This window comes from Gordonia araii NBRC 100433 (genome assembly GCF_000241265.1).
In the GTDB taxonomy this organism is placed as follows: domain Bacteria; phylum Actinomycetota; class Actinomycetes; order Mycobacteriales; family Mycobacteriaceae; genus Gordonia; species Gordonia araii.
The window spans coordinates 1-26,863 of record NZ_BAEE01000089.1 but is presented as its reverse complement, the minus strand read 5'-3'; the positions used below and the strand labels follow the sequence as shown (position 1 = coordinate 26,863).

At 68.3% G+C, this 26,863-nt stretch carries 24 protein-coding genes and 1 riboswitch; of the genes, 12 read left to right on the top strand and 12 right to left on the bottom strand.

From position 1 onward, the window contains the following. Window positions 1-6: 6 nt before the first annotated feature. The 3 genes from GOARA_RS18275 to GOARA_RS18265 all read right to left on the bottom strand — a co-directional run bounded on the left by GOARA_RS18275 (window position 7) and on the right by GOARA_RS18265 (window position 3,274). Window positions 7-1,389: a peptidase MA family metallohydrolase gene (locus GOARA_RS18275; protein WP_138947773.1), complete on the bottom strand. Its 1,383-nt coding sequence runs from the start codon at window positions 1,387-1,389 to the stop codon at window positions 7-9. 6 nt (window positions 1,390-1,395) lie between these two features. After that, a complete protein-coding gene (locus GOARA_RS18270; RefSeq protein ID WP_007323916.1) occupies window positions 1,396-2,400 on the bottom strand; it encodes a C40 family peptidase in 1,005 nt (334 codons plus the stop codon). Window positions 2,401-2,539: 139 nt separating this feature from the next. Continuing rightward, window positions 2,540-3,274, bottom strand: coding sequence for a C40 family peptidase (locus GOARA_RS18265; RefSeq protein WP_007323915.1), 735 nt, complete (start codon window positions 3,272-3,274; stop codon window positions 2,540-2,542). Between the two features lie 12 nt (window positions 3,275-3,286). Beyond that, window positions 3,287-3,456: riboswitch (cyclic di-AMP (ydaO/yuaA leader) on the bottom strand. A 556-nt stretch (window positions 3,457-4,012) separates the two neighbouring features. Here GOARA_RS18265 and GOARA_RS18260 point away from each other — a divergent pair. Together GOARA_RS18260 and GOARA_RS18255 are read left to right on the top strand one after the other, a co-directional pair. After that, window positions 4,013-5,875 carry a DEDD exonuclease domain-containing protein gene (locus tag GOARA_RS18260; RefSeq protein WP_007323913.1) on the top strand — a complete coding sequence of 621 codons (1,863 nt, stop codon included), beginning with the start codon at window positions 4,013-4,015 and terminating at the stop codon, window positions 5,873-5,875. A 9-nt stretch (window positions 5,876-5,884) separates the two neighbouring features. Beyond that, the gene (locus GOARA_RS18255; RefSeq protein WP_007323912.1) at window positions 5,885-6,160 is read left to right on the top strand and encodes an Lrp/AsnC family transcriptional regulator; all 276 of its coding nucleotides are present in this window, start codon (window positions 5,885-5,887) and stop codon (window positions 6,158-6,160) included. 26 nt (window positions 6,161-6,186) lie between these two features. Here the strand turns inward: GOARA_RS18255 and trpD are convergent, their stop codons facing one another. Further along, window positions 6,187-7,239 carry an anthranilate phosphoribosyltransferase gene (gene trpD, locus GOARA_RS18250; RefSeq protein WP_007323911.1) on the bottom strand — a complete coding sequence of 351 codons (1,053 nt, stop codon included), beginning with the start codon at window positions 7,237-7,239 and terminating at the stop codon, window positions 6,187-6,189. Between the two features lie 190 nt (window positions 7,240-7,429). Between trpD and ctaE the strand changes: the two genes are divergently transcribed. From ctaE to qcrB, 4 genes are read left to right on the top strand one after another with little or no spacing between them, the layout of a single operon-like run. Continuing rightward, on the top strand, window positions 7,430-8,044 hold the full coding sequence (gene ctaE / locus GOARA_RS18245) for an aa3-type cytochrome oxidase subunit III (RefSeq protein WP_138947772.1): 615 nt from the start codon (window positions 7,430-7,432) through the stop codon (window positions 8,042-8,044). A 47-nt stretch (window positions 8,045-8,091) separates the two neighbouring features. Next, a complete protein-coding gene (gene qcrC, locus GOARA_RS18240) occupies window positions 8,092-9,012 on the top strand; it encodes a cytochrome bc1 complex diheme cytochrome c subunit (RefSeq protein ID WP_007323909.1) in 921 nt (306 codons plus the stop codon). Then, window positions 9,009-10,163, top strand: a complete 1,155-nt coding sequence (qcrA, locus tag GOARA_RS18235) for a cytochrome bc1 complex Rieske iron-sulfur subunit (RefSeq protein WP_007323908.1) — start codon at window positions 9,009-9,011, stop codon at window positions 10,161-10,163. The genes qcrC and qcrA overlap by 4 nt, the downstream gene beginning before the upstream one ends. Further along, window positions 10,160-11,782, top strand: coding sequence for a cytochrome bc1 complex cytochrome b subunit (gene qcrB, locus GOARA_RS18230; RefSeq protein WP_007323907.1), 1,623 nt, complete (start codon window positions 10,160-10,162; stop codon window positions 11,780-11,782). The genes qcrA and qcrB overlap by 4 nt, the downstream gene beginning before the upstream one ends. A gap of 368 nt (window positions 11,783-12,150) precedes the next feature. On the opposite strand, the gene GOARA_RS18225 is transcribed toward qcrB, so the two are convergent. From GOARA_RS18225 to ctaC, 3 genes are all read right to left on the bottom strand, one after another. Continuing rightward, complete coding sequence (locus GOARA_RS18225; RefSeq protein ID WP_007323906.1) at window positions 12,151-12,546, bottom strand: tautomerase family protein; 396 nt, start codon at window positions 12,544-12,546, stop codon at window positions 12,151-12,153. Window positions 12,547-12,774: 228 nt separating this feature from the next. Beyond that, entirely contained in the window at window positions 12,775-13,191 is a 417-nt protein-coding gene (locus GOARA_RS18220; RefSeq protein ID WP_007323905.1) for a cytochrome c oxidase subunit 4, read from the bottom strand. Continuing rightward, on the bottom strand, window positions 13,192-14,316 hold the full coding sequence (ctaC, locus tag GOARA_RS18215) for an aa3-type cytochrome oxidase subunit II (protein WP_007323904.1): 1,125 nt from the start codon (window positions 14,314-14,316) through the stop codon (window positions 13,192-13,194). Window positions 14,317-14,560: 244 nt separating this feature from the next. On the opposite strand from ctaC, the gene asnB reads away from it, so the two are divergent. Continuing rightward, window positions 14,561-16,477 carry an asparagine synthase (glutamine-hydrolyzing) gene (gene asnB / locus GOARA_RS18210; RefSeq protein ID WP_040523932.1) on the top strand — a complete coding sequence of 639 codons (1,917 nt, stop codon included), beginning with the start codon at window positions 14,561-14,563 and terminating at the stop codon, window positions 16,475-16,477. A 77-nt stretch (window positions 16,478-16,554) separates the two neighbouring features. On the opposite strand, the gene GOARA_RS18205 is transcribed toward asnB, so the two are convergent. The 3 genes from GOARA_RS18205 to GOARA_RS18195 form a co-directional block, all read right to left on the bottom strand. After that, the gene (locus tag GOARA_RS18205; protein ID WP_040523931.1) at window positions 16,555-17,526 is read right to left on the bottom strand and encodes a carbohydrate kinase family protein; all 972 of its coding nucleotides are present in this window, start codon (window positions 17,524-17,526) and stop codon (window positions 16,555-16,557) included. Window positions 17,527-17,618: 92 nt separating this feature from the next. Continuing rightward, window positions 17,619-17,978, bottom strand: a complete 360-nt coding sequence (locus GOARA_RS18200; protein ID WP_007323901.1) for a HesB/IscA family protein — start codon at window positions 17,976-17,978, stop codon at window positions 17,619-17,621. A gap of 52 nt (window positions 17,979-18,030) precedes the next feature. Then, window positions 18,031-19,110, bottom strand: a complete 1,080-nt coding sequence (locus GOARA_RS18195) for a glycerate kinase (RefSeq protein ID WP_007323900.1) — start codon at window positions 19,108-19,110, stop codon at window positions 18,031-18,033. Between the two features lie 99 nt (window positions 19,111-19,209). Here GOARA_RS18195 and GOARA_RS18190 point away from each other — a divergent pair, with 99 nt between their 5' ends. From GOARA_RS18190 to GOARA_RS18180, 3 genes are read left to right on the top strand one after another with little or no spacing between them, the layout of a single operon-like run. Continuing rightward, window positions 19,210-19,875 (top strand): DUF3043 domain-containing protein, encoded by a 666-nt coding sequence (locus tag GOARA_RS18190; RefSeq protein ID WP_007323899.1) that lies wholly within the window; start codon window positions 19,210-19,212, stop codon window positions 19,873-19,875. Window positions 19,876-19,881: 6 nt separating this feature from the next. Next, complete coding sequence (cobT, locus tag GOARA_RS18185; RefSeq protein WP_007323898.1) at window positions 19,882-21,567, top strand: nicotinate-nucleotide--dimethylbenzimidazole phosphoribosyltransferase; 1,686 nt, start codon at window positions 19,882-19,884, stop codon at window positions 21,565-21,567. Next, window positions 21,557-22,321: an adenosylcobinamide-GDP ribazoletransferase gene (locus GOARA_RS18180; protein WP_007323897.1), complete on the top strand. Its 765-nt coding sequence runs from the start codon at window positions 21,557-21,559 to the stop codon at window positions 22,319-22,321. The genes cobT and GOARA_RS18180 overlap by 11 nt, the downstream gene beginning before the upstream one ends. A gap of 2 nt (window positions 22,322-22,323) precedes the next feature. Here the strand turns inward: GOARA_RS18180 and GOARA_RS18175 are convergent, their stop codons facing one another. Together GOARA_RS18175 and gcvT are read right to left on the bottom strand one after the other, a co-directional pair. Then, on the bottom strand, window positions 22,324-23,448 hold the full coding sequence (locus GOARA_RS18175) for a branched-chain amino acid aminotransferase (protein WP_007323896.1): 1,125 nt from the start codon (window positions 23,446-23,448) through the stop codon (window positions 22,324-22,326). 42 nt (window positions 23,449-23,490) lie between these two features. Beyond that, window positions 23,491-24,609 carry a glycine cleavage system aminomethyltransferase GcvT gene (gene gcvT / locus GOARA_RS18170; protein ID WP_007323895.1) on the bottom strand — a complete coding sequence of 373 codons (1,119 nt, stop codon included), beginning with the start codon at window positions 24,607-24,609 and terminating at the stop codon, window positions 23,491-23,493. 51 nt (window positions 24,610-24,660) lie between these two features. Between gcvT and GOARA_RS18165 the strand changes: the two genes are divergently transcribed. Together GOARA_RS18165 and GOARA_RS18160 are read left to right on the top strand one after the other, a co-directional pair. Next, window positions 24,661-26,235, top strand: a complete 1,575-nt coding sequence (locus GOARA_RS18165) for a leucyl aminopeptidase (RefSeq protein ID WP_040523929.1) — start codon at window positions 24,661-24,663, stop codon at window positions 26,233-26,235. Window positions 26,236-26,349: 114 nt separating this feature from the next. Continuing rightward, on the top strand, window positions 26,350-26,863 hold a 514-nt coding region (locus GOARA_RS18160; RefSeq protein WP_007323893.1), incomplete at its 3' end, for a biotin/lipoyl-containing protein.

Genomic DNA, 26,863 nt, shown 5'->3' with positions numbered 1-26,863 from the left:
CACTGGTCATCCGCCGGACTGCTTCTGGACCCAGGCCCGCCACTGGCGTTCCAGCTCGGGCTGTGGCATGCCGATGGTGTCGCGAAAGGCCGTGGACGCCGCGGACTCGTCGGCGGCGCCCGCCACACCGAGGTACAGCTTGCGCAGGATGTCGTCGGAGAAGCGATCGGCGACGAAGGCCGCGATCGACCACGCGGCCTGGTAGGCCAGCGCGGCCCGCTCCGAGTCGACGCGGAATTCCTCGTCGGCGGGCCAGACCGGTCCGTTCCCGGTGCGCACCGACACCGCCAGGTCGGGGGCGGCATCGGCGAAGCGGGTGGAGGTGCCTTTGCGTCCGACGTACTCGGCGACGCCTTCGGCGAGCCACTGCGGGACGTCGGCAGCGGTGGCCAGGCGCACGGCGACGTGGCTCAGTTCGTGGCGCAGGACGACGTCGAGAAGCGGCGTCGACAGCGCGGCGGCCTTGGGGGTGAGCACGATCCGCTGTCCGGTCACCGTGCGGTTCGGCACGTCAAGAGTGGTGTAGACGGTCGCGCCGGCCGCGGCCGAGACGTCGGCCCCGGGGCTCGCCGCCAAGGCGGCGAACTGCTGCCCGGTCGCGGTGGCCACCACGAGGGCGCGCTGGGGCCACCGGTCGCCCCAGAACGCCGTCACCGCCCGCACCGCGTTGGGCAGCAGCGCCGCCACCCGACTAGCGAGGTCATCGACCCCGGGATAGGAAGCGACGACCGACTCTCCCCCTGCGGTTGGCGCGGCCACCGCGCGGGCGTCGGGGAAACTCCACAACCCGACACCACTGGCGGGGCGGCGAAGCAGACGCATGTCCCCGACGAGCTTCCATTCGTCGTCGTACCGCGCGACGACCAGCGGGGCGTCGATCTCGACCTCGGGCTCGTCCAAACCGGGCAACGTGGCACCACCCAGCGCGAAACGCAGCCGCACCGGCGAGACCCAATTGTCGCTGCTGCCCTGCTCCGCCAACCGGTCCGCCACGGCGTCGGGAACCAGCTCCTCAGCCTCCGCCGCGCCGATGTAATGCTCGAAAGTCTTGTACCGCAACTGCTTTCGTCTGTCCGGCGTCGATGCGTCGGACGGGGCAGCTGCGCTGAGATTGGCTTGCATCACCCGCAGCCCGCGGCGGAAGTCTCTCGGTGCGGCATCGTCGAGCAACGCGTCGAGGTCCGCCGGACGACCGTGCAGCAATGCCTTGTCGAGTCGGTCGAGGAGCCTCGTCACACCGTCGGTCCGCTGCTGTTCGAACACGTCGGCGGTGGTGCTGGCGGCTTCGCTGACCCCGGTGCCCGACGGCGTGGAATCACCGCATGCGGCGAGGAGAGCGGTGCTGAGCAGCACGGCAACCCCGTACCGCCATCGCGATGCCACAGCCACTCAGGGCTAAACTCGGCGCGCAGCCAGGTACGGGCCAGCACCGTCGACCGGGACGACCTTGACCGGGATGCCGAATGTCGACGCGTGGATCACGTAGCCGTCGCCGACGTACATACCGACGTGATGCGCGTCCGCGTAGTAGATGATCAGGTCGCCGGGCTGCAGCTGATCACGGCTGACCGGTACCCCGGCGCCCATCTGCGCCTGGCTCGACCGCGGCAACCCCTTGCCCGCCTGCCGGTACGCCCACACCATCAGGCCGGAGCAATCGAACTGGTTCGGCCCGGTGGCTCCCCACACGTAGGGGTCCCCGACTCGCGACAGTGCCGCCTGCACCGCGACCAACGCGGCCGACGTGCCCTTGGGCACCAGGTTGGGATCGAAATCGAACTTCGGTCCGCGCAGCTCGGCGAGTTGCTGACCGGTCATCGACTGGTACACGGCACGGATCTGGACCGCCTGCAGCGCCAGATTCGCCCGCTTGGACTGGAGATCGGCGCGCGTCTTCTCCACCTTGGCTATCGCTGCGTTCGCCGCAGCGGTGGCCTTGATCGAGTCGTCCTTGGTCTTCACCGCCGACGCTCGCACCCGGGCGAGGTTGTTCAGGTTGCGCGTGGCGTCGTGCGAGACGATGTCGAGGGCCGACATCTGGTCGAGCATCTGTTGCGGCGAATCGCTGACCAGCAGCGAATACAGCCGGTTGATGCGGGCGCCCTTGTAGCTGGCCCGCAACACTCCGTTGACGCGCCCTTGCAGGCGCTGCTGCTCGGCCGCCGTCGAATCGAGCTTCTTCTGAGCCACGGCTGCCCGCTTGCGGGAGGTGGCGACGATCGCGCGCTGCTTGTTGTACTCCATCGTGGCGTTGTGCATCGCCTCGGCGGAGCGCTCGGCTTCCACGTTGAGCTTCTTGTAGTCGGCGACCAACTGCCGGGCGTTGCGCGCCGGCGCGGCATCCGAACTCGTCGCCGGGACGGTGGCCAGCACAAACGCCGACACCATCGTGACGGACATGGCGGCCGCTGCGGCGCGTCGCCTGCCAGAACTCGCGGATCTCACGATTCTCATTCTTCTTCCGACTCCAAGAGACGAGTGCGGGCGGACGCCTCGGAGGCACCCGAGACATCCGCCCACCTCAAAGCTGGCCGAGCCCTCAGTAGCGGCGGACGCTGGTCAGCGCCCAGGTCTTGACCTTCTGCTTGTTGACGGGCACGCCGTAGGTCTGGGAGTGCACGAACTCGCCATTGCCGACGTAGATGCCCGAGTGGCTGCCGCCGTTGAAGATCAGGATGTCGCCGGGCTTGGCGTCCTTGTAAGCAACGGCCTTGCCGCCGCTCATCTGGCCGTAGCTGTCGCGCGGGACGGTCTTCCCGGCGTTCTTGTAGGACCAGTAGACCAGGCCGGAGCAGTCGAAGGCGTTCGGGCCGGCCGAGCCGTAGGAGTACGGCGAACCGATCTTGCTCTTGGCATTGACGACGGCCTTGTCGGCTACCGAGTGGCGCTCCGGGCCGGGAGCAGCCTTGCCGTTCGGCTGGAAGTCCTTGGGGATCTGGTTCTGCGAGATGCCCGGGATGGCGAAGGTGCCGACGTTGGGCACCTGGACCTTGGCCTCCGGTGCCGGCTTGGCAGCCTGCTTGTTCTTGCTGGGGGCGTGTGCCTTCTTGACCTTCAGGGTGCCCTTCTTGGCCTTGGGGGCCGCCTCATGCCGGTGCTGGTTGAGGTGGTCTCCGAGGGCTCCAAGTTCGATATTGCCCAGGTGCGGCACGGCGACCGGCGATGCGGCGGCGCTTCCTGCAGCGATCGAGCCCATTGCGATGGCGCCGGTGATGACCGCACCCTTCGCCGCTTTGGTGCCGCGGCTGGGCTGTTCCAAACGATGTTTGGCCACGAGAAAGTTCTCCTTTTGTCTCCCTGCGCTTACCGGGTTAGCTGTCGGGTTCGGGCTGGAAGATGCCCTACGCGTTGCCTGACGAGCTGCTTCAGGCGCGGCGATTCACCCCAGGCGAGGCCTTGCGGCCCCAGTTGGGTCCCCGGCTCACCCCCTGCGGGGTGACTCAGCGGTTGACTCTCACGGACCACTTCTCTTGAAGCGGGACGTTCCGCAATGTCTCGAAAAGGTTACGAAAACGCCGGGCGAATGTCCAACGTTCTCGCAAAACTCGTCGAGGCTACGAGCCAGCGACAGACTTTACCCGGCCCGAACGATAGAGAGAAATCGGTTGCCCCCCTCACCGTGACGTGGTGCTATCCGCCCTGCGGCCGCTCTGGCCTCAGCCTGTGTGACCAGTCCGGCTGCCCGCATGTTTGAAATAGCAACTAGCAGGTCAGCGCGCTGTTCCCCGATGGTGGGCATACGCTCGGACCCCTGCTGCTCGGGGGGTGCGACGTCTGCCATCAGCACGTTCATCATGCAGTCGCCGCATGCGGCCGGCCGGCCGGGGCAGCTCTCGCAGTCGATCCTCATGTGATCTCCGTCTCATTCATCGTTCACTCGGTGTTTTCGGCGTGTTCACCGTTCGGCGGCGAACGCGAACCCACAAACGAAGCTAACGACGACCCCTGACAACGGCTCCGCAGACGCATCGGGGCGTCCCCGATGTCAGTGGATCGAACTAGCGTTCGGCACATGCGCACCGCCGACCCCACCGGAACCGAGCAGCTCGACCTGACCGACTCCGGGCTTCCCGACGTCGGTATGCCGCGCGCTCATCCGGCCCCGCGCGGTCCGGGTTCGCACCGCCGCCTTCCGGCCGCCGCCGATCTGGCGGAGATGGCCGCGACGGTGCGTGGCGGGATCGAGCAATCGCTGGCGACGACGCCCTTCGTCGTCCTCGATCTGGAGACGACGGGAGGGAGCGCCGAGCGCGACGCGATCACCGAGATCGGCGCGGTGAAGGTCTGCGGGGGCGAGGTGGTGGGCGAGTTCGCGACTCTGGTCGACCCGGACCGGGCCATTCCGGACGAGATCGTGGCCTTGACCGGCATCACCGAGACGATGGTCTCGACCGCCCCGCGCATCGGTGAGGTGCTGGCGTCTTTCCTCGAGTTCGCACGCGGCTGCGTCTTGGTCGCGCACAACTCGCGCTTCGATCTCGGGTTCCTCTCGGCCGCCGCACGACGTCTCGGCCTGGACTGGCATTTCCCGGCGACCCTGTGCACCGTCGCACTGGCCCGCCGGGTCCTGACGCGCGAGGAAGCGCCGTCGGTGCGTCTCGCCGATCTCGCCATCCTGTTCCGCGCGTCGACGACGCCGACGCACCGTGCCCTCGACGACGCCCGCGCGACCGTCGACGTGCTGCACGGCCTGCTCGAACGGATCGGCAACCGGGGAGTCGGAACGTTCGCCGAGCTGCTGGACTTCCTGCCGCGCGCGACTCCCGCCCAGCGCGCGAAACGCGGACTGGCGCGCGACCTTCCCCGCGCCCCGGGGGTCTACCTCTTCCGGGGCCCCTCTGACGAAGTGCTGTACGTCGGAACCGCGGTCGACCTGCGGCGCCGCGTGCGGTCCTACTTCGCCGGCGACTCCCGACCCCGCATCGCCGAGATGGTCGCTCTCGCCACCCGGGTCGACCATGTCGTGTGCGCCCACGACCTTGAGGCCGGCGTGCGCGAACTGCGCCTGCTGGCGGCGCACAACCCCGCCTACAACCGGAGATCGACCCAGCCCCGCCGCGGCTGGTGGGTATGCCTCACCGAAGAGCGTTTCCCCAGGTTCGTCGTTCGCCGCCACCCCCGACCCGAACCGGCCGATGTCACGGCCACTCCGACGTCGATCGGCCCGATCCCACGCCGCGCGACCGCACAACTCGTGAGCGAGGCGCTGACCCGCGCCGCCGGACTCCGCTCGTGCACCACGCGACTCGGCGGTCGCGCCGACTACCACTGGTGCGCCCCGCGCGCCGCCGTCGGCGACTGCGCCGCGGCCACCGAACGACCCGAGTCGGTGTCTGCCTACCTGCCGCGAGTCCAGACCGCACTCGACGTTCTGAGCGGTCGCTCCGACGCCGCGTTGCGCGAGCTGTGCGACGCGGTGACCTCGGCCGCCGCGTCCGAACACTTCGAGACGGCCGCGCGTCGTCGTGACCAACTGGCCGAAACGGTGTCGGCGCTCGAACGGACCCAGCGTCTGCGCGCGCTCTGCGCGATCGAGCAGATCGTCGTCGCCCGACCCGATTCGGCCGAGGGCTGGCGGTTCTCGGTCGTGCGGCACGGTCGCCTCGCCGGTGCCGGGACCGCCGTACGCGGCACGCCGCCGATGCCCGTCGTCGACGCCGTGGTCGCCGCGGCGCAGACGATCGTCCCCGACGACGACCCGCTGCGCGGCGCTCCCGCCGAGGAGGCGTCCCTCGTCTACCGATGGGTGACCGCACCGGATTCGCGCATCGTCGACACGACCGGAGGTTTCGCCTTGCCACGGCACAGCGCATGCGGTTGGGAACGGTGGCGCGCGACTGCGCGGTCGGCCCGGCACGCCGGCGCGGGCCACTAGGCTGGAGCCATGCTCACCGCATTCGTATTGATCAGCGCCGACGTCCACTCGATTCCGGAGACCGCGCAGGCGGTGGCCGACATCGACGGGGTCACCGAGGTCTACTCGTGCGCCGGCGACGTCGACGTCATCGCGAAGATCCGGGTCCGCGACCACGACGCGATCGCCGAGGTCGTGACCAATCGGATCAATCGGCTGCAGGGCGTCACCCACACGACGACCCACATCGCCTTCCGCAGCTATGCGAGCAAGGAGACCGAGGCGGGCTTTTCCGTCGGCGAGTAGTTACGCGGCGTCGACCTGTCTGTCGGCTACTTCTCCGCGGCCAGTTCCGAGCTGAACCGCGCCCACCGCGCCAGCAGGTCCGCGGCGGCACCGGAGTCGATGACCTCGGCGGCGCGCGTCAACGCCGCCGCCAAGGCCGTGACGAGTCCGTCACGCGTCATCGGGCTCGTCTGCTCAGCGGCGACGAGCGCGGCCGCCACGTTCAGCAGCACCGCGTCGCGCACCGGTCCGCGCGCACCGGCGAACAGGTCACGCGCCACCACGGCGTTGTCCTCGGCATCGCCGCCCTGCAATGCCGACAGTTCGACGCGGGCGAGCCCGAGATCGGACTCCGGATCGATGTGATGCTGGACCACCGTGGAATCGGCGACCTGCCACACCGTGGACGTGCTCGTCGTCGTCAATTCGTCGAGACCGTCGTCGCCGCGCACCACCAGCACCGAGGATCCGCGGTTGGCGAACGTTTGCGCGAGCACCGGTGCAAGGTCGGCGAAGGCGCATCCGATCAGGCCGGCCCGCGGCTGGGCCGGATTGGTCAGCGGCCCCAAGACGTTGAACACGGTCGGGACGCCCAACTCCTTGCGCGGCGGACCGGTGAAACGGAACGCCGGGTGAAACACGGGGGCGAAGCAGAAGCCGATGCCCACTTCGTCGACGCAGCGTGCGACATCCGCGGCGCCCAGGTTGATCGAAACGCCCAGCGCCTCCAGGACGTCGGCGCCGCCGCTCTTCGACGACGCGGCCCGGTTGCCGTGCTTGACGACCGCGACGCCGGCCGCCGCCACCACGATCGCGGTCATCGTCGAAATGTTCACGGTGTGCGACCGATCACCGCCGGTACCGACGATGTCGACGGCATCGCGATCGATCCTGACCCTCGTCGCGTGCTCAAGCATCGCGTCGGCGAGCCCGTCGAGTTCCCGCGGGGCCGCGCCCTTCATCTTCACCGCGAGACCGAAACCGGCGATCTGCGCGCTCGTCGCGGCATCGGCCATGATCTCGTTCATCGCCCACCTCGCCTGCTCGGCGGTGAGGTCGCGGTTCTCGGTCACCAGACCCAGAACCAGTGGCCAACTCATCTCCGGCTGCTTGCTGCTCACGGGTCCACCCTAAACGAGTGAAGCGGAGCCGATCACGGCGCCGATCGGTCGCCGTGACACGCCGAGCCGTCCAGGTCCGATACCGATCTACCTGCGCCGCCACAAATAGTTGGACCAATTTGGCGACCCCGGTGGTCACGCTTTACTACGAACCGTCATACTTCTTGATGTGACTAGCGCTGCAGGTACCCCGTCAACGGCCATCACGGCTCGGGTGCACTCGCTGAACCGTCCCAACATGGTCAGCGTCGGCACGATCGTATGGCTTTCCAGTGAGCTCATGTTCTTCGCCGGCTTGTTCGCGATGTACTTCGTCGCGCGGGCCAATGCGGCCCCCGGCCAGTGGCCGTCGCCGCCGACCGAACTCAACCTCTGGCTCGCCGTACCGGTGACGACCGTCCTGATCCTCTCGTCAGTGACCTGCCAGATGGGCGTGTTCGCCGCCGAGCGCGGCGACGTCTTCGGACTTCGCCGCTGGTACATCGTGACGTTCCTCATGGGCGCCTTCTTCGTCGCCGGCCAGGCCTACGAGTACATCCACCTCGTCAACCACGGAACCACACTTTCCTCTAGTGCCTACGGCTCGGTCTTCTACATGGCCACCGGATTCCACGGCCTGCACGTCATCGGCGGTCTCGTCGCCTTCATCTTCCTGCTGGTCCGAACGTGGCTGTCCAAGTTCACCCCGGCACAGGCCACCGCGGCGATCGTCGTGTCCTACTACTGGCACTTCGTCGACATCGTGTGGATCGCCCTGTTCGTCACGATCTACTTCATCCGCTAGCCCACCAAGCTTCCAGCCCGGTCAGTCCGCTTAGTAGAGAGTCACAGATGAGTACATCTCCACCGCGACCGTCGGATCTCACCAACGACGATCCAGCCCCGACCGCCGCCGCCTCGGCCCGCGCGGCCAAGGGCCGCCGCAAACTTCGCCGGCGTGCCTCGGGAACGATCCTGTTGCTGGTCGGCCTCCTCTCCGCCGGCGTGATCACCGCGCTTCTCACCCCGAAGGCGCAGGTCGCCGTCGCTGACCCGAACACCCAGTCGCAGGCGATGATCGATGCGGGCAAGCAGCTCTACGCAACCTCGTGCATCAGCTGCCACGGCGCCAACCTGCAGGGTGTCGCCGACCGCGGTCCGTCGCTCATCGGCGTCGGCGACGCGGCGGTCTACTTCCAGGTCGCGTCCGGGCGTATGCCCGCGGCCCGCAACGAAGCCCAGGCGGCCCGAAAGCCGGCCAAGTTCACCGAGGCTCAGATCACCCAGCTGGGCAAGTACGTCCAGTCCGTTTCCGGCGGCCCGCAGGTCTACTACGAGCGCAACGCGGACGGCACGGTGAAGGTCGATGACAAGGGCATCCCCGTCGTCGCCCAGGAGTCGCTGCGCGGAAAGAACCTCGGCCGCGGCAGCGAGCTGTTCCGCCTCAACTGCGCGTCCTGTCACAACTTCACCGGTCGCGGCGGCGCGCTGTCCTCCGGCAAGTTCGCACCGAACCTCGACCCGCCGAACGAGCAGGAGATCTACACGGCGATGCTGACCGGCCCGCAGAACATGCCGAAGTTCAGCAACCGCCAGCTCTCCGTCGAGGAGAAGAAAGACATTATCGGGTTCATCAAGTACTCATCGGAGTCGACCCAGCCCGGCGGCCTCGGCCTCGGCGGCTTCGGGCCCGTCAGCGAGGGCATGGTCATGTGGGTTGTCGGCATCGGGATGGTTGTCGGCTTCGCAATGTGGATGGGATCGCGGTCATGAGCGCAACGGGTAACACTCCTTCCAACGAGGAACTCGCCGAGATGGACCGCGAGGAGCTGGTGAAGCTCGGTACGAATCTCGACGGCGTCGAGATTCTGCACCGCGAGCCGCGATTCCCGGTCCCCGGGACCCGCGCCGAGAAGCGCGCGGCCCGAGCCGTGGCGTTCTGGTTCACGCTCGCCGGCCTCTCGGCAATCGCATGTCTGATCGTCTTCCTGCTGAACCACTGGCAGTTCGTGATGCCCGGCCAGCCGAACTACTGGCTGTACTCGTTCAACACCCCGCTGCTCGGTATCACCTTCGGACTCTCGATCCTGTCGATCGGCATCGGCGTCGTGCAGATCACCAAGCGGTTCATTCCCGCCGAGATCGCCGTCCAGGACCGCCACGACGGCGGTTCGACCGAAGTGGACAAGAAGACCACCGCCGCCCTGCTGGGCGACGCGCTGGAGACCTCCACCATCCCGCGGCGCAAGATGATCGTCGGGTCGGCCGCCTTCGGTCTCGGCGCCTTCGCGCTGACCGGTCTCGTCGCCGCGCTCGGCGGGTTCGTCAAGAACCCGTGGGCGCTGCGTGAGAAAGCGCCGCTGTGGCACAGCGGCTGGTCGCCGATCTACAACCAGCCGGAGAACCCGAACGAGACGATCTTCCTCCGCCGCGACACCGGCAACCCCTACCAGGTCGCGCTGGTGCGTCCGGAGGATCTCGACGCCGGCGGCATGGAGACCGTCTTCCCGTGGCGCCCGTCGGACGGCCACGGCGAGACCGAAGAATCGCGCCACAAGCTGCTGCAGGGGCTGCGCGCGGTGCGCAACCCGGTGATGCTCATCCGCCTGCGCCCCGAAGACGCCGCGAAGGTCGTCAAGCGCAAGGGCCAGGAAAGCTTCAACTACGGCGACTACTACGCGTACACCAAGGTCTGCAGCCACCTCGGCTGCCCGACCTCGCTGTACGAACAGCAGACCAACCGAATCCTGTGCCCGTGCCACCAGTCGCAGTTCGACGCGCTGGAGTACGCCAAGCCGATCTTCGGACCGGCCGCCCGCGCACTGGCGCAGCTGCCACTGACGGTGAACAATCAGGGTTACATGGTCGCTGCGGGTGACTTCATCGAGCCCGTCGGACCGGCCTTCTGGGAGCGGAAATCATGACAACCATCGGCGAACGTCTAGGAAACCAGGCAGAGGAAGTCGATTCGCGCTACCACCTTGCTGCGGGCCTGCGCCGGCAGATCAACAAGGTGTTCCCCACCCACTGGTCCTTCCTGCTGGGTGAGGTCGCGCTCTACTCCTTCATCATCCTGCTGCTGTCCGGCGTGTACCTGACGCTCTTCTTCGACCCGTCGATGGCCCACGTCACCTATCACGGCGATTACCAGCCGCTGAACGGCGTCATGATGAGCCGCGCGTACGAGACGACGCTCGACATCTCCTTCGAGGTGCGCGGTGGCCTCTTCGTCCGCCAGATCCACCACTGGGCCGCACTGCTGTTCGCCGCATCGATCATCATCCACATGCTGCGGATCTTCTTCACCGGCGCGTTCCGCCGGCCGCGCGAGGCCAACTGGATCATCGGCTGCTTCCTGCTGCTGCTGGCCATGTTCGAGGGCTTCTTCGGCTACTCGCTCCCCGACGACCTGCTCTCGGGCACCGGCGTCCGCGCCGCGATGAGCGGCATCGTCCTGGGCATCCCGCTGGTCGGCACCTGGATTCACTGGGCGCTGTTCGGTGGCGATTTCCCCGGCGACATCATCATCCCGCGCCTGTACGTGCTGCACATCCTGCTGTTCCCGGCGATCATCCTGGCGCTGATCGGCGCACACCTGGCGCTGGTCTGGTACCAGAAGCACACGCAGTTCCCCGGCCCCGGCCGGACCGAACGCAACGTCGTGGGTGTGCGGATCCTCCCGGTGTTCGCCGCGAAGGCCGGCGCTTTCTTCGCGATCGTCTTCGGCCTGCTGTCGGTGATGGCCGGCGCGTTCCAGATCAACCCGGTGTGGACGATCGGCCCCTACAACCCGGCGCAAGTGTCGGCGGGCTCGCAGCCGGACATCTATATGCAGTGGACCGACGGTTTGGCGCGTCTGATGCCGCCGTGGGAGCTCTATCTGGGCAACTACACGATCCCGGCGATCTTCTGGGTCGTCGTCCTGATCGGCGTCATGTTCACCGGCATGTTCGCCTATCCGTGGATCGAGAAGCGCCTCACCGGCGACGACGCGCACCACAATCTGCTGCAGCGCCCCCGCGACGTGCCGGTCCGCACCGGCATCGGCGCCATGGCCGTCTCCTTCTACGTGATCATGACGTTGTCCTGTATGAACGACATCATCGCGCTGAAGTTCCACATCTCGCTGAACGCGACGACGTGGATGGGACGCATCGGTCTGCTCGTCGTACCGCCGCTGGCCTACTTCATCGCCTACCGCTGGGCGCTCTCGCTGCAGCGCAGCGACCGAGCGGTGCTCGAGCACGGCATCGAGACCGGCATCATCAAGCGCCTCCCGCAGGGCGAGTACATCGAGGTGCACCAGCCGCTCGGCCCGGTCGACGACCATGGTCACCCGATCCCGCTCCCCTACCAGGGCGCCGCGATTCCGAAGAAGATGAACAAACTCGGTGCCGCGGGCTCCCCGGGAACCGGTGGACTGTTGTTCGCCGACCCGCCCGAGGAGCAGGAACTCAACGCCGACCTCGAGCACAAGCAGCACGTCGCCGAGCACAAGGCGCTGCGCGAGCTGCAGGCTCAGAACGGCAACCCGTTGGAGTAGCCCCCGCCGGGACCGGGCGTCCGACGTTTCGGACCTACCCGGGGATGCCACCTCCGCTGCGCGTGGGCGCCCTCCCCGTAAGAAGACATGAGAAAGGCCGCCAGGAGCGATCCTGGCGGCCTTTCTCATGTCTCGCCGACCGTGCCCACATTTCCGCCGACCGTGCCCACATTTCCGCCGACCGTGCCCAGCTTCCCGCCGACCGTGCCCGGCTTTCCGTCGACCGTGCCCGGCTTTCCGTCGACCGTGCCCGGCTTTCCGTCGACCGTGCCCGGCTTTCCGTCGACCGTGCCCGGCTTTCCGTCGACCGTGCCCGGCTTTCCGTCGACCGTGCCCAGGTTTCCTGGCCGACCGTGGCCGGGGCTCCGTCACACTGTCACGTCGAACCCCAGGTCGACATCACATGCCGCTACTCCGCCCCTGATGCCCCAATTCGACGTCGGGATGTCGCGAACTGTGATCGACACATGGCTCCCCGGGATGCCCAGCGGGGCCAGGCGTTCAACGATTTCGCGGTAGAGCAAACGTTTAGCGTCAACGGACCTGCCTTCGAAGCAGTCGATGTGCACCATCGTCAGGTACTCCGGATCGGGGAGTTTGGGCGGATGTGCAAATCGGTGCGGCTCGTGAGCGATCAAACGAATGTGTTTGTCCCCCTCCGGGATTCGAAACGCTGTCACGAGTGCCTCGTGAACGGCGTCGATGATGGCGATCTCCTCGTCGACCGACCAGTTGCGTCGGACCTCTATCAGTGCGTGCGGCATTCGACGAAGGTACCCTCGCGCCCGAGGGCGACACCACAGAATTTCAGCCAGATATGGGCACGATCGGCGCGAGGCTGGGCACGGTCGGCGGGAATGTGGGCACGGTCGGCGAATGCGAAAGGGCCGCCTCATCCTGTCGGATGCGGCGGCCCTAGCGAGCTTTCGTCCCTAGCGAGCTTTCGTACTGGCGCCCCGGAGAATCAGTACTCCCGCTTTGCTCCTCGCGATCTAGTGCTTCTCGGGACCCCAGTGGTACTCGAAGACCAGCCCGGCGGCCGTAATGGTGATCATGACGGCAGCGAAAATCGAGAACCAGAAGTTCCGCGTCGCGAACCCGACGGCGAACAGCGCGGCGCCGGCCGAGATCAGAATCGGCCACCAGCTGTGCGGGCTGAAGAAGCCCAGTTCGCCAGCGCCGTCCTCGATTTCGGCCTCCTCGTAGTCCTCCGGGCGGATCTCGACGCGGCGGGCGACGAATCGGAAGTAGGTACCGACGATGAGCGTCAGGCCACCGGAGAAGAAGAACGCCGTCGCACCGGCCCACTCGACGCCCTTGGAGGACAGTCCGGTGAAGACCGTGTAGACGATCGCCCCGAGGAAGAAGAACGCGGTCAGCAGTTCAAAGAGTCGCGCTTCGACCTTCATTTAGGAAGCCCCCATCGCTCGGGTCGTGCAGTTGGGCAGTTTGGTGTTGAAGGGGTTACCGATGTCCTTCGGGGTGTCGCCACCAGTCTTGCGACGCGTCTCGAAGGGCACCGTGGTCACCGACGTCGGCACCTCGCAAATGGCGGCGAGGGCCTCTGCCGTGCTCAGCTTCTCATTCTCACGCAGGGCGATGTAGCGGCTGAAGTCCTGCGCGCTCACAGCGCGGATCTCGAAGTTCATCATCGCGTGATAGGTGCCGCACATCTCGGCGCAGCGCCCGACGAACGCACCCGGGCGCTCGATCTTCTCGATCTGGAAACGGGGATCGCTGTGGTTCTGCTTCGGGAACGGCAGGACGTCGCGCTTGTACAGGAACTCCGGCACCCAGAAGGAGTGGATGACGTCAGCGGCCGCCAGGTTGAATTCGATGCGCTTGCCCACCGGGAGCACGAGGATCGGGATCTCGTTCGGCGTGCCGAGCGTCTCGATGCTCGAGTAACGCAGGTAATCGCGGATGTTGTCGTCACGACCGCCGGCCGGCAGGAGCTTCTCGTGGCCGTGCACCTGCTCCCGCTCTTTCTGCAGTTCGAACGGACCCTTCTCGATCGCGTAGGTCTTGTACGAGCCGTCGTTCTGCTTGATCCGGTCGTAGCCGAACTTCCAGTTCCACTGGTAGCCGGTGACGTCGACGACGACATCGGGATTGTCGGCCTTGGACTCGACCTTGTTCTCGACGACGACGGTGAAGTAGAACAGCACCGCGATGGCCAGGAACGGCAGTGTGATGAGCGTGAGCTCGACGGGCATGTTGTAGGCGGTCTGACGCGGGAAGGAATCCTCGCCAGCACGGTGCCGGTGGAACGTGATGACCCAGAAAATGGCCATCCAGACCAGGAAGCCGACGATCAGCGACGCGATCACCGACCAAGTCCACAGGGTTCCCATGGCCTTGGCTTCCGGGGTGACGCCGGTGGGCCAGCCGAAACGCAGGGTTTCGCGCGGCCCACAGCCGGTCATGACCAGCGTGGCGAGGCCCAGCGCAACCACCAGGGCGACCCGCTTGACCTTGCGCGATGCGGCCGAGGCGGCACCCGCCGCAGACCGTTCACCGTGTGTCAATTTCATGCCTTCCTGCTCACCCGGACGTGGCGCGGACACGAGGCCCGCGTGCGCCCAAATTCCACGCAACATGACTGCAAGACAATTCTTGCATCTAGTACTACGCAGCGTAGACCAACCCGCCCAAACAGTTTCGATTGGGGCCAGTGATCTGGGCGAGTCGGAGACCGGCCCATCGCTACGGCATACTCGACGAGACGTTTGATTGGCGGGAGCTTGGGCCCGCTGGAGAAAGTGGGGCGAGAACACCGTGTGTGGATTGCTGGGTCTGCTGACCTCCGACGCGACGGCGGACGACGCCGTAGACCTGGTGGCCAACGCATCGCACTGCATGCGGCACCGCGGCCCCGACGAGGCGGGGACCTGGCACGACGACGATTTGGTTTTCGGGTTCAACCGGCTGTCGATCATCGACATCGAGCACTCGCACCAACCGCTGCGCTGGGGCACGTCGGAGAACCCGGAGCGTTACGCACTGGTGTTCAACGGCGAGATCTACAACTACCTCGAGTTGCGCGAACAGCTCCGCGAGGAGTTCGACGCCCCCATGCACACCGAGGGCGACTCCGAGACCATCGTCGCGGCATTCCACTACTGGGGACCCGAGGCCGTCCAGCGGCTACGTGGCATGTTTGCGTTCGCCATCTGGGACACCGAGCTGCGATCGCTGTTCCTGGCCCGCGACCCGTTCGGAATCAAGCCGCTGTTCCTCGCGACCGGCCCGCGCGGGACGGCTTTCGGCAGCGAGAAGAAGAGCGTCCTAGAACTCCTCGACCGTCTCGATCTCGACGCCGAGCTCGACCACCGCGCCCTTGAGCACTACATCGAGCTGCAGTACGTGCCCGAGCCGGAGACGCTGCACACGAACGTCGGCCGCCTCGAATCCGGCTGCTACGCCACCCTGTCCCCCGGCCAGGCCCCGGCGGTCACCCGCTACTTCAACCCGCGCTTCGACGTGCGGCCGTTCACCGCGACGACGCGCTACGGCGAGATCACCGACGTCCTGCGCGACTCGGTCGCCAAGCACATGCGCGCCGACGTCACCGTCGGGTCCTTCCTGTCGGGTGGTATCGACTCGACGCTCGTCGCGGCCCTGGCCCGCCAGCACAACCCCGACCTCATCACCATCACCACCGGCTTCGAACGCGACGGCTACTCGGAGATCGACGTCGCCGCCGAGACCGCCGAGGCGATCGGTGTGCGCCACGAGATCAAGGTGGTGAGCCCGCAAGAATTCGTCGACGCCATCCCGGAGATCGTCTGGTATCTCGATGACCCGGTCGCCGACCCCGCACTGGTCCCCCTTTACTTCCTGGCGAAGGAAGCCCGCAAGCACGTCAAGGTCGTCCTGTCCGGGGAGGGCGCCGACGAGCTGTTCGGCGGCTACACGATCTACAAGGAACCGCTCTCGCTGCGCGGCTTCAACAAGCTTCCCGGTTTCGCCCGACGGGCGGCCGGCCGCATCAGCGACCGGATCCCCGAGGGCACGCGCGGCAAGAGCCTGCTGCACCGCGGCTCGATGTCGCTGGAGGACCGCTACTACGGCAACGCCCGGAGCTTCGACGACGCGCGACTGCGGCAGGTGCTGCGCGACTACCGGCCCGAGTGGACCCACACCGATGTCACGGCCCCGATCTATGCCGAGTCGGTCGGCTGGGACCCGGTGGCCCGGATGCAGCACCTCGACCTGTTCACCTGGCTGCGCGGCGACATCCTCGTCAAGGCCGACAAGATGACGATGGCCAACTCGCTGGAACTGCGCGTGCCCTTCCTCGACAACGAGGTGTGGCGAGTGGCGTCGGCGCTGCCGGTCGACGAGAAGATCGCCCACGGCACCACCAAGTACGCACTGCGCAAGGCGATCGAGGAGATCATCCCGCCGCATGTGCTGCACCGGAAGAAGCTCGGCTTCCCGGTGCCCATCCGCCACTGGCTGGCCGGCACCGAGATGTACGACTGGGCGCATCAGATCATCGCCGACTCGCAGACCGACCACCTGGTCAACAAAGAATTCGTGCTGCACATGCTCAACGAGCACCGCGAGGGCGCCGTCGACAACAGCCGCCGCCTGTGGAACGTGCTGATCTTCATGGTCTGGCACGGGATCTTCGTCGAGAAGACCATCGTGCCGGTCATCGAGGACCACACGTATCCGGTACGCCTCTAGGGCACGCTCGGCGCGAATCCGGGCACGCTCGGCGCGAATCCGGGCACGCTCGGCGCGAATCTGGGCACGGTCGGCGATTAGGCGAAGACGGCGACGATCTCGGCGGCGGCTTCGCTGCCGTAGGCGTCGTCGAGGCGCTTGGCGGCCTGCGCCGCGTCCCAGGACCAGCCCTGGGTGGAGTCGCACTCAAGCACCAGCACGGCCACCATCGAGCCGAGCTGCGCCGAGCGCTCGTACGAGAGTCCACCGGCAAGCCCGGTGAGGAAGCCGGCCCGGAACCCGTCGCCGACGCCGGTCGGGTCGACCGCGTTCACCACGGGCACGACCGGCACCGTGATGGTCTCACCGTCGACGACGATCTGGCTGCCGCCGGCCCCCAGCGTGGTGATGCGCACGCCGGCGAGGTTGGCGATCTCGGCCTCCGACAGCCCGGTCTTCTGCTTGAGCAGGCCCCACTCGTACTCGTTGGTGAACAGGTATTTGGCGCCGACGATGAGTCCGCGCGCCGTTTCGCCGTCGAGGCGGGCCAGCTGCTGCGACGGGTCGGCGGCGAAGTCGATGCCCGCGTCGCGGCAGGCCCGGGTGTGATTGATCATGGCCTCGGGATCGTCGGCCCCGATCAGGACGAGATCGGGCCGACCGATCTCGTCGAGGACCGCGATCAGGTCGATCTCGCGAGCCCGTGTCATGGCACCGGCATAGAAGCTGGCGAGCTGGGCCATCGTCTCGTCGGTGGTGCACATGAATCGGGCGGTGTGGGCCGTGTCGAAGACGCGCACGCCCGCGCAGTCGACGCCGTGGTCGGTGAGCCAGCGGCGGTATTCGTCGAAGTCCGATCCGGCGGCCGCCACCAGCTTCGGCGCGCCGCCCAGCTCGCCGATCGCGTAGGCGATGTTGCCCCCGACGCCTCCGCGGCGCACCACCAAGTCTTCGACGAGGAAGCTCAGCGACAGATGCTCGAGCTGATCGGCGAGCAATTGGTCGGCGAACTTGCCGGGGAATTTCATCAGATGATCGGTCGCCAGCGACCCGCACACTGCAATAGACACGTCGGCAACGCTACCCAATCACCAACGCAAGCCGAAACGGGCGGTGAACGGCGATTAGCCGTTCACCGCCCGTCGAGCCGGTAGGTCGCTGTTTAGTTGAACGAGTCGCCGCAGGCACAGCTGCCCGTGGCGTTCGGGTTATCGATGGTGAAACCCTGCTTCTCGATCGAGTCGACGAAGTCGATGGTGGCGCCCTGTACGTACGGCGCGCTCATCCGGTCAACAGCCAGCTTGACGCCGCCGAAGTCGGAGATGACGTCACCGTCGAGGGAACGGTCGTCGAAGAAGAGCTGGTAGCGCAGACCGGCACAGCCGCCGGGCTGCACGGCGATGCGCAGCGCGAGGTCGTCACGGCCCTCCTGGTCGAGCAGGGCCTTGGCCTTGGCCGCGGCCGAATCCGTCAGGACGACGCCGGTCGCGGTTGTGGTGTCGCTGTCATGCGAAACGGTCATGGGTAACTCCCTTGGGGTCGGGTCGCTCTAACCAACGGTACTCCATCCCGGTCTATTCCCGGGTCTCGTGTTCCTCCGCCGAATACCGTTCGGCCACCCGCGCGGCGAGAGATACCAGCAGCGGCTCGGCTTGCGTCAGCGCACGCGCACGGTCGCCGGCGTGGTCGACCAGGCTGTGCACGCGGTCGATGCCGAGATCGTCGACCGCCCCGGGAGTGACCAGTGCGCACTCCCCGACCAGCGCGATCACCGTGCTGCCCGGATCGGCGGCCGCGGCGACGCGCGCCACCACTTTCCCGGCGGCGGTCTGGGCGTCGAGGCGCCCTTCCCCGGTGATCACCACCGCCGCTCCCCGCGTCGCGACGGACAGTCCGGTGGCCTCGGCAACCAGGTCGGCGCCGGATTCGCGGAGCCCGCCGAGGGCGATCAGTGCCGCGCCCAGTCCCCCGGCCGCGCCTGCGCCGGGTTGGCTGCTGACCGGGAGTCCGGCGAACGCGTCGAGCCTGGTGGCGACGTCGGTCAAGCGTGTCGCGAGCACGTCGACGGTCGGCCGGTCGGCACCCTTTTGCGGGGCGAACACCTCGGCGGCACCCCGCGGCCCGACGAGCGGGTTGTCCACGTCCGTCGCCACGACGATCCGCACGCCGCGCAGCATCTCGGCGGCCGCGGCCGGCCCGCCCAACACCGCCAGCATCCCCTCCCCGCCGTCGGTGGTCGACGATCCGCCCAGCCCGACGACGAGCCGCGTCACGTCGCCGTCGGCCAGCACCGCCGCGATCAGCTGGCCGACCCCTGCCGTACTCGCGTCCAGCGCGGTGCGCGGACTCGGGTCGGCGACCAGGTGCAGGCCGCACGCCTGCGCCGTTTCGAGGTACGCGGTGCCGTCGTCGAATCGCCACCGCGCCGTCACCGGGGCCGCGGACGGCAACGGACCGTCGACGGCGGCAGTGCGCACCTGCCCCACCCCGTCGAGGCATTCGATGAATCCGGGGCCGCCGTCGGATTGGGGTTTCACGACGACATCGTCGGAGGGCCTCGCCGACAGCCACCCGCGCGCGATCGCCCGGGCCGCCTCGGCGGCGGCCAGCGTCGATCCGATCCCGTCCGGGGCGACGACGACGCGCACTGTCATGACTCTCCCGATTCTGCCGTTCTCGACGCGGATTCGCGCAGTATAGGCAGGGCCGGACCTTCGCCGCCGCGGTGATCGCCTAGGCTCGCAAGGGTGAGAATGCCGTGGCAGCGCAGCGCCGATGAGGACGCCGAATCCGAGACCGCCGTCGACGACACCCCGACGACAACGACTCCCGAGGACACCGGTAAAGCGGCGAGAACCGAAGGCAAGGGACGCCCGACGCCGAAACGCCGGGACGCGGCGAAGAAGCGCGGCCCGGTTCCCCCGCCGCCGATGACCCGGGCTGAAGCGCGAGCGCGTCGCAAAGACATGCGCGCGACGATGTCCAAGGAGGAGCGGTCGGAGGCCCGCGCCAAGCAGCGCGAACTGCGCAACGAGGTGCGTGAACGACGGCTGGCCGGCGACGAGGACTACCTGCTTCCGCGCGACCAGGGCCCGGTGCGACGGTACGCCCGCAACCTGGTGGACTCGCGCCGCAACTTCGCCGGAGTGTTCACGCCGATGGCACTGGTGATCATCGTGGCTGTCTATGCGCTCCCCCAGTACGGCGGGCTCGTCACCATCGCGCTGCTGATCTTCGTGATCCTGGTGGTCACCGACACCGTGTACGTGGCGAAAATGGTCAACAAACGCGTCGCGGAGCGATACCCCGAGTCCACCGACGGCGGTTTCAAGCTCGGCTGGTACGCCGGATCGCGCGCCCTGCAGATGCGCCGGCTACGGGTTCCGAAACCGCAGGTCGAGCGCGGCGAAGCGGTCTGACCGCATATGCGCACCCTGGTCCTCGGCGGCGTCCGGTCGGGCAAGTCGGAGTACGCGGAACAACTCGTGGCGGGGTTTCCCTCGGTGCGGTACCTGGCTACCGGGCCGACGCTCTCAACCGACGCCGAGTGGACCGCGCGGATCGCCGCACACCGGGAGCGTCGCCAAGAGCGATACGAGACGGTCGAATCGCCCGACGTGACCGCCGCGCTGCGTCAACAGCCGGAGGTACCCGTCCTCGTCGACGACCTCGGCAACTGGGTGGCGGCTCAGCTCGACTGGGATGACGACGCCGATCCCGAGCAGCAGGCCCGCCGTCTCGACGGGGCGCTCGCCGAGCTGTGCGCCGCGATCGCCGAGCACCGGGCCGACGTGGTCGTCGTGTCGCCCGAGGTCGGCATGTCGGTGGTTCCGGCCACGACGGCGGGCCGCCGTTTCCAGGATCTGATGGGCCGCGCGAACAGCACGGTCGCAACAGTCGCCGACCGCGTAGTGCTCACGGTCGCGGGCCGCGCCCTTGACCTCGAGAACCGGACGGCGGACGCCGGGAGCCACCGCGCCGCACCCGTCGCCCCGCTCGCCGCGGTCGGACCGGCCTCGACCGAAACAGACGCCGGCGCCGCGATCGATCCGACCGACGCGGAGCTGTTCCCCGCGGTCACCCCGCCCGATCCCGCTGCCGCGGCGGCCGCGCGCGACCGCCAGCTGCGGTTGACGAAGCCGCCGGGATCGCTCGGCCGCCTCGAGGAGGTCGGCATCTGGGTCGCCGCCTGCCAGGGCACCAGTCCGCCGCGTCCGATCGCCAGTCCCACCGTCGTCGTCTTCGCCGGCGACCACGGGGTCGCGGCACCCGACTCCGACGGCGGAAGCGTCTCCGCCTTCCCGCAGGCGGTCACCGCGCAGATGGTCGCGAACTTCCTGGCCGGCGGGGCAGCGGTCAACGTGCTCGCCCGCCGGGCCGGAGCGTCGGTGCGCGTCGAGGACATCTCCGTCGCCGCCGACACCGCGCCGGAAGTCTCGCGCCACAAGGTCTGCCGGGGCAGCAACGATTTGCGCGTGACCGACGCGATCACCCTCGCCCAGGCCCGCCAGGGCGTCGCCGCGGGACGCGCGGTGGTCGACGAGCTGGTCGATTCCGGCGTCGACCTGCTGATCGCCGGGGACATGGGAATCGGGAACACCACACCCGCGTCCATCGTGGTCGGGCTGTTCACGCACGAGGAACCGGTCGTCGTCGTCGGCCGCGGCACCGGGATCGACGACGCCGGATGGATTCGCAAGACGGCCGCGATCCGCGACGGCATGTGGCGCGGGCGCAAGGTCATCGACGACCCGCTGTCGCTGGTGGCTGCCGTCGGCGGCGCCGACTTCGCCGCCATGGCCGGTTTCCTCGCGCAAGCCGCGGTGCGGCGCACCCCGGTGATCCTCGACGGTGTCGTCATCACGGCCGCCGCGCTCGTCGCCGACGAACTCGCGCCCGGGGCGAGCGAGTGGTGGGTGGCCGGACACGTCTCGGCCGAGCCCGCGCACAAGCTCGCGCTGCGCCGCCTCGGCCTCACCCCGCTGCTCGACCTGGACATGCGCCTGGGCGAGGCCAGCGGCGCGCTGGCCGCACTGCCGCTCGTCACCGCCGCGACCGATCTTCTCGGGACGATGGCGACGTTCGACGAGGCCGGTGTCAGTGACGGCTGAGAGCCGGATCGGGCCGCTGGGCGCACTGCGTCTGGCGGCGTCCTGGCTCACCGTCGCCCCGGTCGGGACGCCGAACACCACGATGGACCGTCGCGCGGGCGCAGCGGTGTTGCGCGCCACTCCGGTGATCGGGGCGGCACTCGGCGCGCTCGCCGCCGCACTGGCCCTCGGCCTGTCGCAGACGCGCGCCCCCGAACTGCTGGTTGGCGTTCTCGTCGTCGCGATGCTGGCATTGCTCACGCGCGGCATGCACCTCGACGGCCTCGCCGATACCGCCGACGGCCTCGGTTGCTACGGGCCGCCCGAACGCGTCCGCGAAGTGATGCGCGACGGCGGTGTCGGCCCCTTCGGGGTGTTGGCCCTGCTCGCGGTTTGCAGCATCGGCACCGTCTGTATCGGGACCCTCGCCGCCGACGCGCACTGGTACGACATCGCCTTCGCCGTCGGGGTCAGCCGGGTGGCCGCCGTCGTCGGCTGCCGCTGGCGGTTGGGCGCAGCCGCCGTGAGCGGCTTCGGCGCGTTGGTGGCCGGGACGCAGAAGTGGTGGATTGTCGTCTGGGTCGGAGTCGCGGCGCTTGCGGCGATTCCGCTCGGAACGCGTGGATTCGTCGCCGTCGCCCTGGTGGTGATCGTCTCGTGGGCGTTCACCGCTCACTGCGCGCGCCGCGCGGCGGGAATCACCGGCGACATCCTCGGCGCCGCGATCGAATTGTCGGCTGCCGTCGCGCTGCTCGCTTTGGTGACGGTTCCGTAGCGTCAGGCGAGGGTCGCCACCGGGGCGGGATACAGCTCGGTCATCCACCCGTGGGTGTCGGCGAACGTTCCGCGCTGGATTCCGGTCAGCGTGTCGCGCAACGCCATGGTGACGTCGCCCGGTTCGCCGTCGGCGATCTGGTAGTCCTCGTTCTCCCCGCGCACGCGTCCGACCGGGGTGATGACGGCCGCCGTGCCGCAGGCGAAGACCTCGGTGATCGCGCCGTCCTCGACGCCGGTTTCGAGTTCTTCGATGGAGATGCGCCGTTCGTCCACGGCGAATCCGGCATCGGTGGCCAGCTGCAGGAGGGCGTCACGGGTGATGCCAGGGAGCAGCGACCCGGTGAGTTCGGGTGTCACCAGCCGCGCATCAGCACCCGATCCGAAAACGAAGAACAGGTTCATCCCGCCCATTTCCTCGATGTAGCGGCGCTCCACGGCATCGAGCCAGACGACCTGATCGCAGCCGTTCTCGGTCGCCTGCTGCTGCGCGACGAACGCGGCCGCGTAGTTGCCGCCGCACTTGGCGAAGCCTGTTCCGCCCGGTGCGGCCCGCACGTACTCGCGGGACAACCACACGCTGACCGGCTTGATGCCGCCGGAGAAGTACGGCCCGGCCGGCGACGCGATCACCGCGTAGCGGTACTCGCTCGACGGCGAGTTGACGCCGAGACCGGCCTGCGAGGCGAACATGAACGGGCGGATGTAGAGCGAGGCCTCCCCGCCCGCGGCGGGAACCCAGGCGTGGTCGACGGCGAGAAGCTCGCGCAGCGAGTTGATGAAGTCCTCGGTGGGCAGCGGGGGCATCGCCAGCCGCGCGGCCGAGCGCTGGAGTCGTTCCGCGTTGGCGGTGGGCCGGAAAGCCGCGATCGAACCGTCGGGCTGGCGGTAGGCCTTGAGCCCTTCGAAGATCTCCTGCCCGTAGTGCAGGACCATCGCGGACGGATCCAGTGCGATGGGCCCGTACGGCTTCACCGCGGCGTTGTGCCAGCCCCGCTCCGCGTCGTAGTCCACGACCACCATGTGGTCGGTGAAGTACTTGCCAAAGCCCGGTGCCTCGTGGATCTCGGCACGACGGGACTCCGGCACGGCATGCGGATGCAGCGTGCGGGTGAAGTCCAAGGTCATAGCGTCAATCCTACCGGTCAGGACCAAGAGGTTTTCGACCGCTCAGACGTGCGACTCGACGAATGGCGGCAGGACCACCTCGCAGGGCAACCCGCGCCCGCGGACATCGACGACGACCGTGTCCCCCTTCTTCACCCCGGACGCGGTGTCGAGGAGCGCCAGGGCGATCCCCACCTGAGCGGTCGGCGAGAAGGTCCCGGATGTGCAGATGCCGATCGCCTCCCCGTCGGGACCGCTGAGCACCGCGCAATCGGCGCGCGGGATGCCGCGTCCGGTGGCGCGCAGGCCGTAGAGCCGGCGGGCGGGTCCCTGCTCCTTCTCGGCGGTCAGCGCGTCGCGCCCGAAGAACGCCGGCTTCTCCCACCCGACGGCCCAGCCGGTCCGCGCCTGGTTGGGGGTGATCTCGGGACTCAGCTCGTGTCCGTGCAGCGCGTAACCCATCTCGGTGCGCAACGTGTCGCGGGCGCCGAGCCCGGCGGGTAGCCCCTCGCGCGCGGTCACCTCCCGCAGCAGCGCCGCGAAGACCGCCGGGGTCTCCGCCCATGCGGGCAGCACCTCGTAGCCGTGCTCCCCGGTGTAGCCGGTCCGGCACACGCGCAGCGGGCAGGGCGCCCCGTCGATGGTGGCGACCGCATCGACGAACGCCATGTACTCCATGTCGGTGGGCAGGCCGAGGGCGGCGAGCACCTCGGCCGACCGCGGACCCTGCACGGCGAGAACGCCGTAGTCGCGGTGCTGATCGGTGATGTGGACCTCGTCGGGCGCGACCGCCGACAACGCGGCGACGACCGCTGCCGTGTTCGCCGCGTTGGGTACCAGGAAGACCTCCTCGTCGGATACGAGATAGGCGATGAGGTCGTCCACCACCCCGCCGGAGTCGTTGCAGCACATCGTGTACTGCGCTTTGCCCGGGGCGATCTTGCGCAGATCGTTGGTCAGCGTGGCGTTGCAGAAATCGGCCGCGCCGGGGCCTCGTACGAGCGCCTTACCCAGGTGGCTGACGTCGAACAGCCCCACCGCTTGGCGCACGGCGGCGTGTTCGGCAACCGTGCCGGAGTAGGACACGGGCATGTTCCAGCCGCCGAACTCGGCGAAGGTCGCACCCAGTTCTCGATGCTGTTCGGTGAGGGGTCCTTGGAGGAGGTCATTGGTCGCGGACATGGGCAAAGCGTAGCCCGAGCGCCGCGCGGATCTGTGGCAGAGTTGGTGGGCGTGAAGAACTCTGACACCGCCGACCGGGTCCGCGGCCCGGAATTCGACCTCGCTACCGCGATCGCCCGCGCCGACAGTGCGCTGCTGATCGGTCTCAGCCAGTCAGACGGCGATGCGCCGAACCTTATCGTGGGCGACGGGATCGTCGACGACGCCGTCGCCGAGACCCTGGAGTCCGCGTTCGTCGCACTCGGCGCCACCGGCAAGCACGGGGAGATCACCAGGGTTCCCGCGCCGGCCGGACTCGACGTCGACGTCGTGGTCGCCGTCGGCCTGGGCAACCTCGACGACGAGGACGAGGCCGGCGAGACGGACCCGGCCAGCGCCGCCGACGAATCGCTGCGACAGGCGGCGGGCATCGCAGCGCGCGAACTGAGCGGCCACGCGACGGTCGCCACCACACTCGGATCACTCGGCATCGGTCCGGTCGTCGAAGGCCTGTTTCTCGGCGCATACCGATTCGAACTGTTCCGCTCCACTCCCGACAAACCCAAGAAGGACGACAAGAAGAAGTCCGACGAGCCGGCGGTTCCGGCCAAGATCCACGTGCTGGTCGAGGCGAAGAACTCCGAGGCGAAGGCAGAACTCGCCCAGGCGGTGGCGGTCGCCGACTCGGTCGCGATCGCCCGCGACTTCGTCAACACCCCGCCCAGCCATCTGTACCCCGAAGAGTTCGCCGCCCGCGCCGCCGCGCTGGGCAAGAAGTTCGGGCTGACCGTCGAGGTTCTCGATGACGCCGCGCTGGAGAAGCAGGGCTATGGCGGCATCATCGGTGTCGGCAAGGGCAGTTCGCGTAAACCCCGCCTGGTGCGCCTGACCCACACCGGACGCAAGGACGCGAAATCGGTCGCGCTCGTCGGCAAGGGCATCACGTTCGACACCGGCGGCATCTCCATCAAGCCTGCGGCCGGCATGGACTTGATGACCATGGACATGGGCGGCGCAGCGGCCGTCATCGCCGCGGTCATCGCCGCGGCCCGGCTCGACGTCGACGCCTCGGTCACCGCCACCGTGCCGATGGCCGAGAACATGCCGTCGAGCACGGCACAGCGGCCGGGCGACGTCCTGACCCAGTACGGCGGCACGACCATCGAGGTTCTCAACACCGACGCGGAGGGGCGGCTGATCCTGGCCGACGCCATCGTGCGCGCCCTGGAGGACGGGCCGGACTACCTCATCGACACCGCGACCCTGACGGGCGCGCAGATGGTCGCGCTCGGTACCCGCACCCCGGGGGTGATGGGGACACGCGACTTCCGCGACCGCGTGGCGGCGCTGTCGCGGCAAGTCGGCGAGAACGCCTGGGCCATGCCGATCCCGGCCGAGCTGCGGGCCGATCTGAACTCGCGCGTGGCCGACATGGCCAACGTGACTCCGCACCGCAACGGCGGCATGCTGGCCGCCGCGGCCTACCTCAAAGAGTTCGTCCCGGCCGACCAGGCCTGGGCGCACATCGATATCGCCGGCCCCGCCTTCAACTCCGGCAGCCCCTGGGGATACCAGCCCAAGGGCGGCACTGGCACGCCGGTGCGGACGTTGGTCCGAGTGATACAGGACATCGCCGCGAACGGCTGAGGCTTCGCCTGTAGGGTTGGAGCGAAGCGGCGACCATCCCCGTCCGCACCAGGCCGACCGGCGCCCACAATCGCGCCAGACCTGCCACAACCGACTATCGAGGAGTCAACAGCAATGGCCTTCTCCGTCCAGATGCCCGCGTTGGGTGAGAGCGTCACCGAGGGAACCGTTACCCGGTGGCTGAAGGCGGAGGGGGACACCGTCGAAGTCGACGAACCTCTGCTGGAAGTCTCCACCGACAAGGTCGACACCGAGATCCCCTCACCGGCCGCCGGAGTACTGGTCAAGATCGTGGCGGCCGAGGACGATGTCGTCGAAGTCGGCGGCGAACTCGCGGTCATCGGCGAGGCAGGCGAATCGGCTCCCGAGGCGCCCGCGCCCGCAGCCGAACCCGCTGCTCCCGCACCCGAACCGACTCCGGAGCCCGCGGCCGCCGCTGCGCCCGAGCCGGAGCCCGCAGCCGCGCCAGAACCCGCTGCCGCGCCTGAGCCCGCTGTTGCGCCGAGCGGAGCGGCGAGCGGCACCGACGTGGTCATGCCCGCACTGGGCGAGTCAGTGACCGAGGGCACCGTCACCAACTGGCTCAAGCAGGTCGGCGACTCCGTTGCCGTCGACGAGCCGCTCGTCG

Coding starts and splice junctions, on each gene's coding strand:
- GOARA_RS18260 (WP_007323913.1), top strand. CDS start 4,013: ATGCGCACCGCCGACCCCACCGGAACCGAGCAGCTCGACCTGACCGAC.
- GOARA_RS18255 (WP_007323912.1), top strand. CDS start 5,885: ATGCTCACCGCATTCGTATTGATCAGCGCCGACGTCCACTCGATTCCG.
- qcrB (WP_007323907.1), top strand. CDS start 10,160: ATGACAACCATCGGCGAACGTCTAGGAAACCAGGCAGAGGAAGTCGAT.
- GOARA_RS18200 (WP_007323901.1), bottom strand. CDS start 17,978: ATGACCGTTTCGCATGACAGCGACACCACAACCGCGACCGGCGTCGTC.
- qcrC (WP_007323909.1), top strand. CDS start 8,092: ATGAGTACATCTCCACCGCGACCGTCGGATCTCACCAACGACGATCCA.
- GOARA_RS18195 (WP_007323900.1), bottom strand. CDS start 19,110: ATGACAGTGCGCGTCGTCGTCGCCCCGGACGGGATCGGATCGACGCTG.
- gcvT (WP_007323895.1), bottom strand. CDS start 24,609: ATGTCCGCGACCAATGACCTCCTCCAAGGACCCCTCACCGAACAGCAT.
- GOARA_RS18225 (WP_007323906.1), bottom strand. CDS start 12,546: ATGCCGCACGCACTGATAGAGGTCCGACGCAACTGGTCGGTCGACGAG.
- GOARA_RS18190 (WP_007323899.1), top strand. CDS start 19,210: ATGCCGTGGCAGCGCAGCGCCGATGAGGACGCCGAATCCGAGACCGCC.
- GOARA_RS18220 (WP_007323905.1), bottom strand. CDS start 13,191: ATGAAGGTCGAAGCGCGACTCTTTGAACTGCTGACCGCGTTCTTCTTC.
- qcrA (WP_007323908.1), top strand. CDS start 9,009: ATGAGCGCAACGGGTAACACTCCTTCCAACGAGGAACTCGCCGAGATG.
- cobT (WP_007323898.1), top strand. CDS start 19,882: ATGCGCACCCTGGTCCTCGGCGGCGTCCGGTCGGGCAAGTCGGAGTAC.
- GOARA_RS18270 (WP_007323916.1), bottom strand. CDS start 2,400: ATGTCCGTCACGATGGTGTCGGCGTTTGTGCTGGCCACCGTCCCGGCG.
- trpD (WP_007323911.1), bottom strand. CDS start 7,239: ATGAGTTGGCCACTGGTTCTGGGTCTGGTGACCGAGAACCGCGACCTC.
- GOARA_RS18175 (WP_007323896.1), bottom strand. CDS start 23,448: ATGACCTTGGACTTCACCCGCACGCTGCATCCGCATGCCGTGCCGGAG.
- ctaC (WP_007323904.1), bottom strand. CDS start 14,316: ATGAAATTGACACACGGTGAACGGTCTGCGGCGGGTGCCGCCTCGGCC.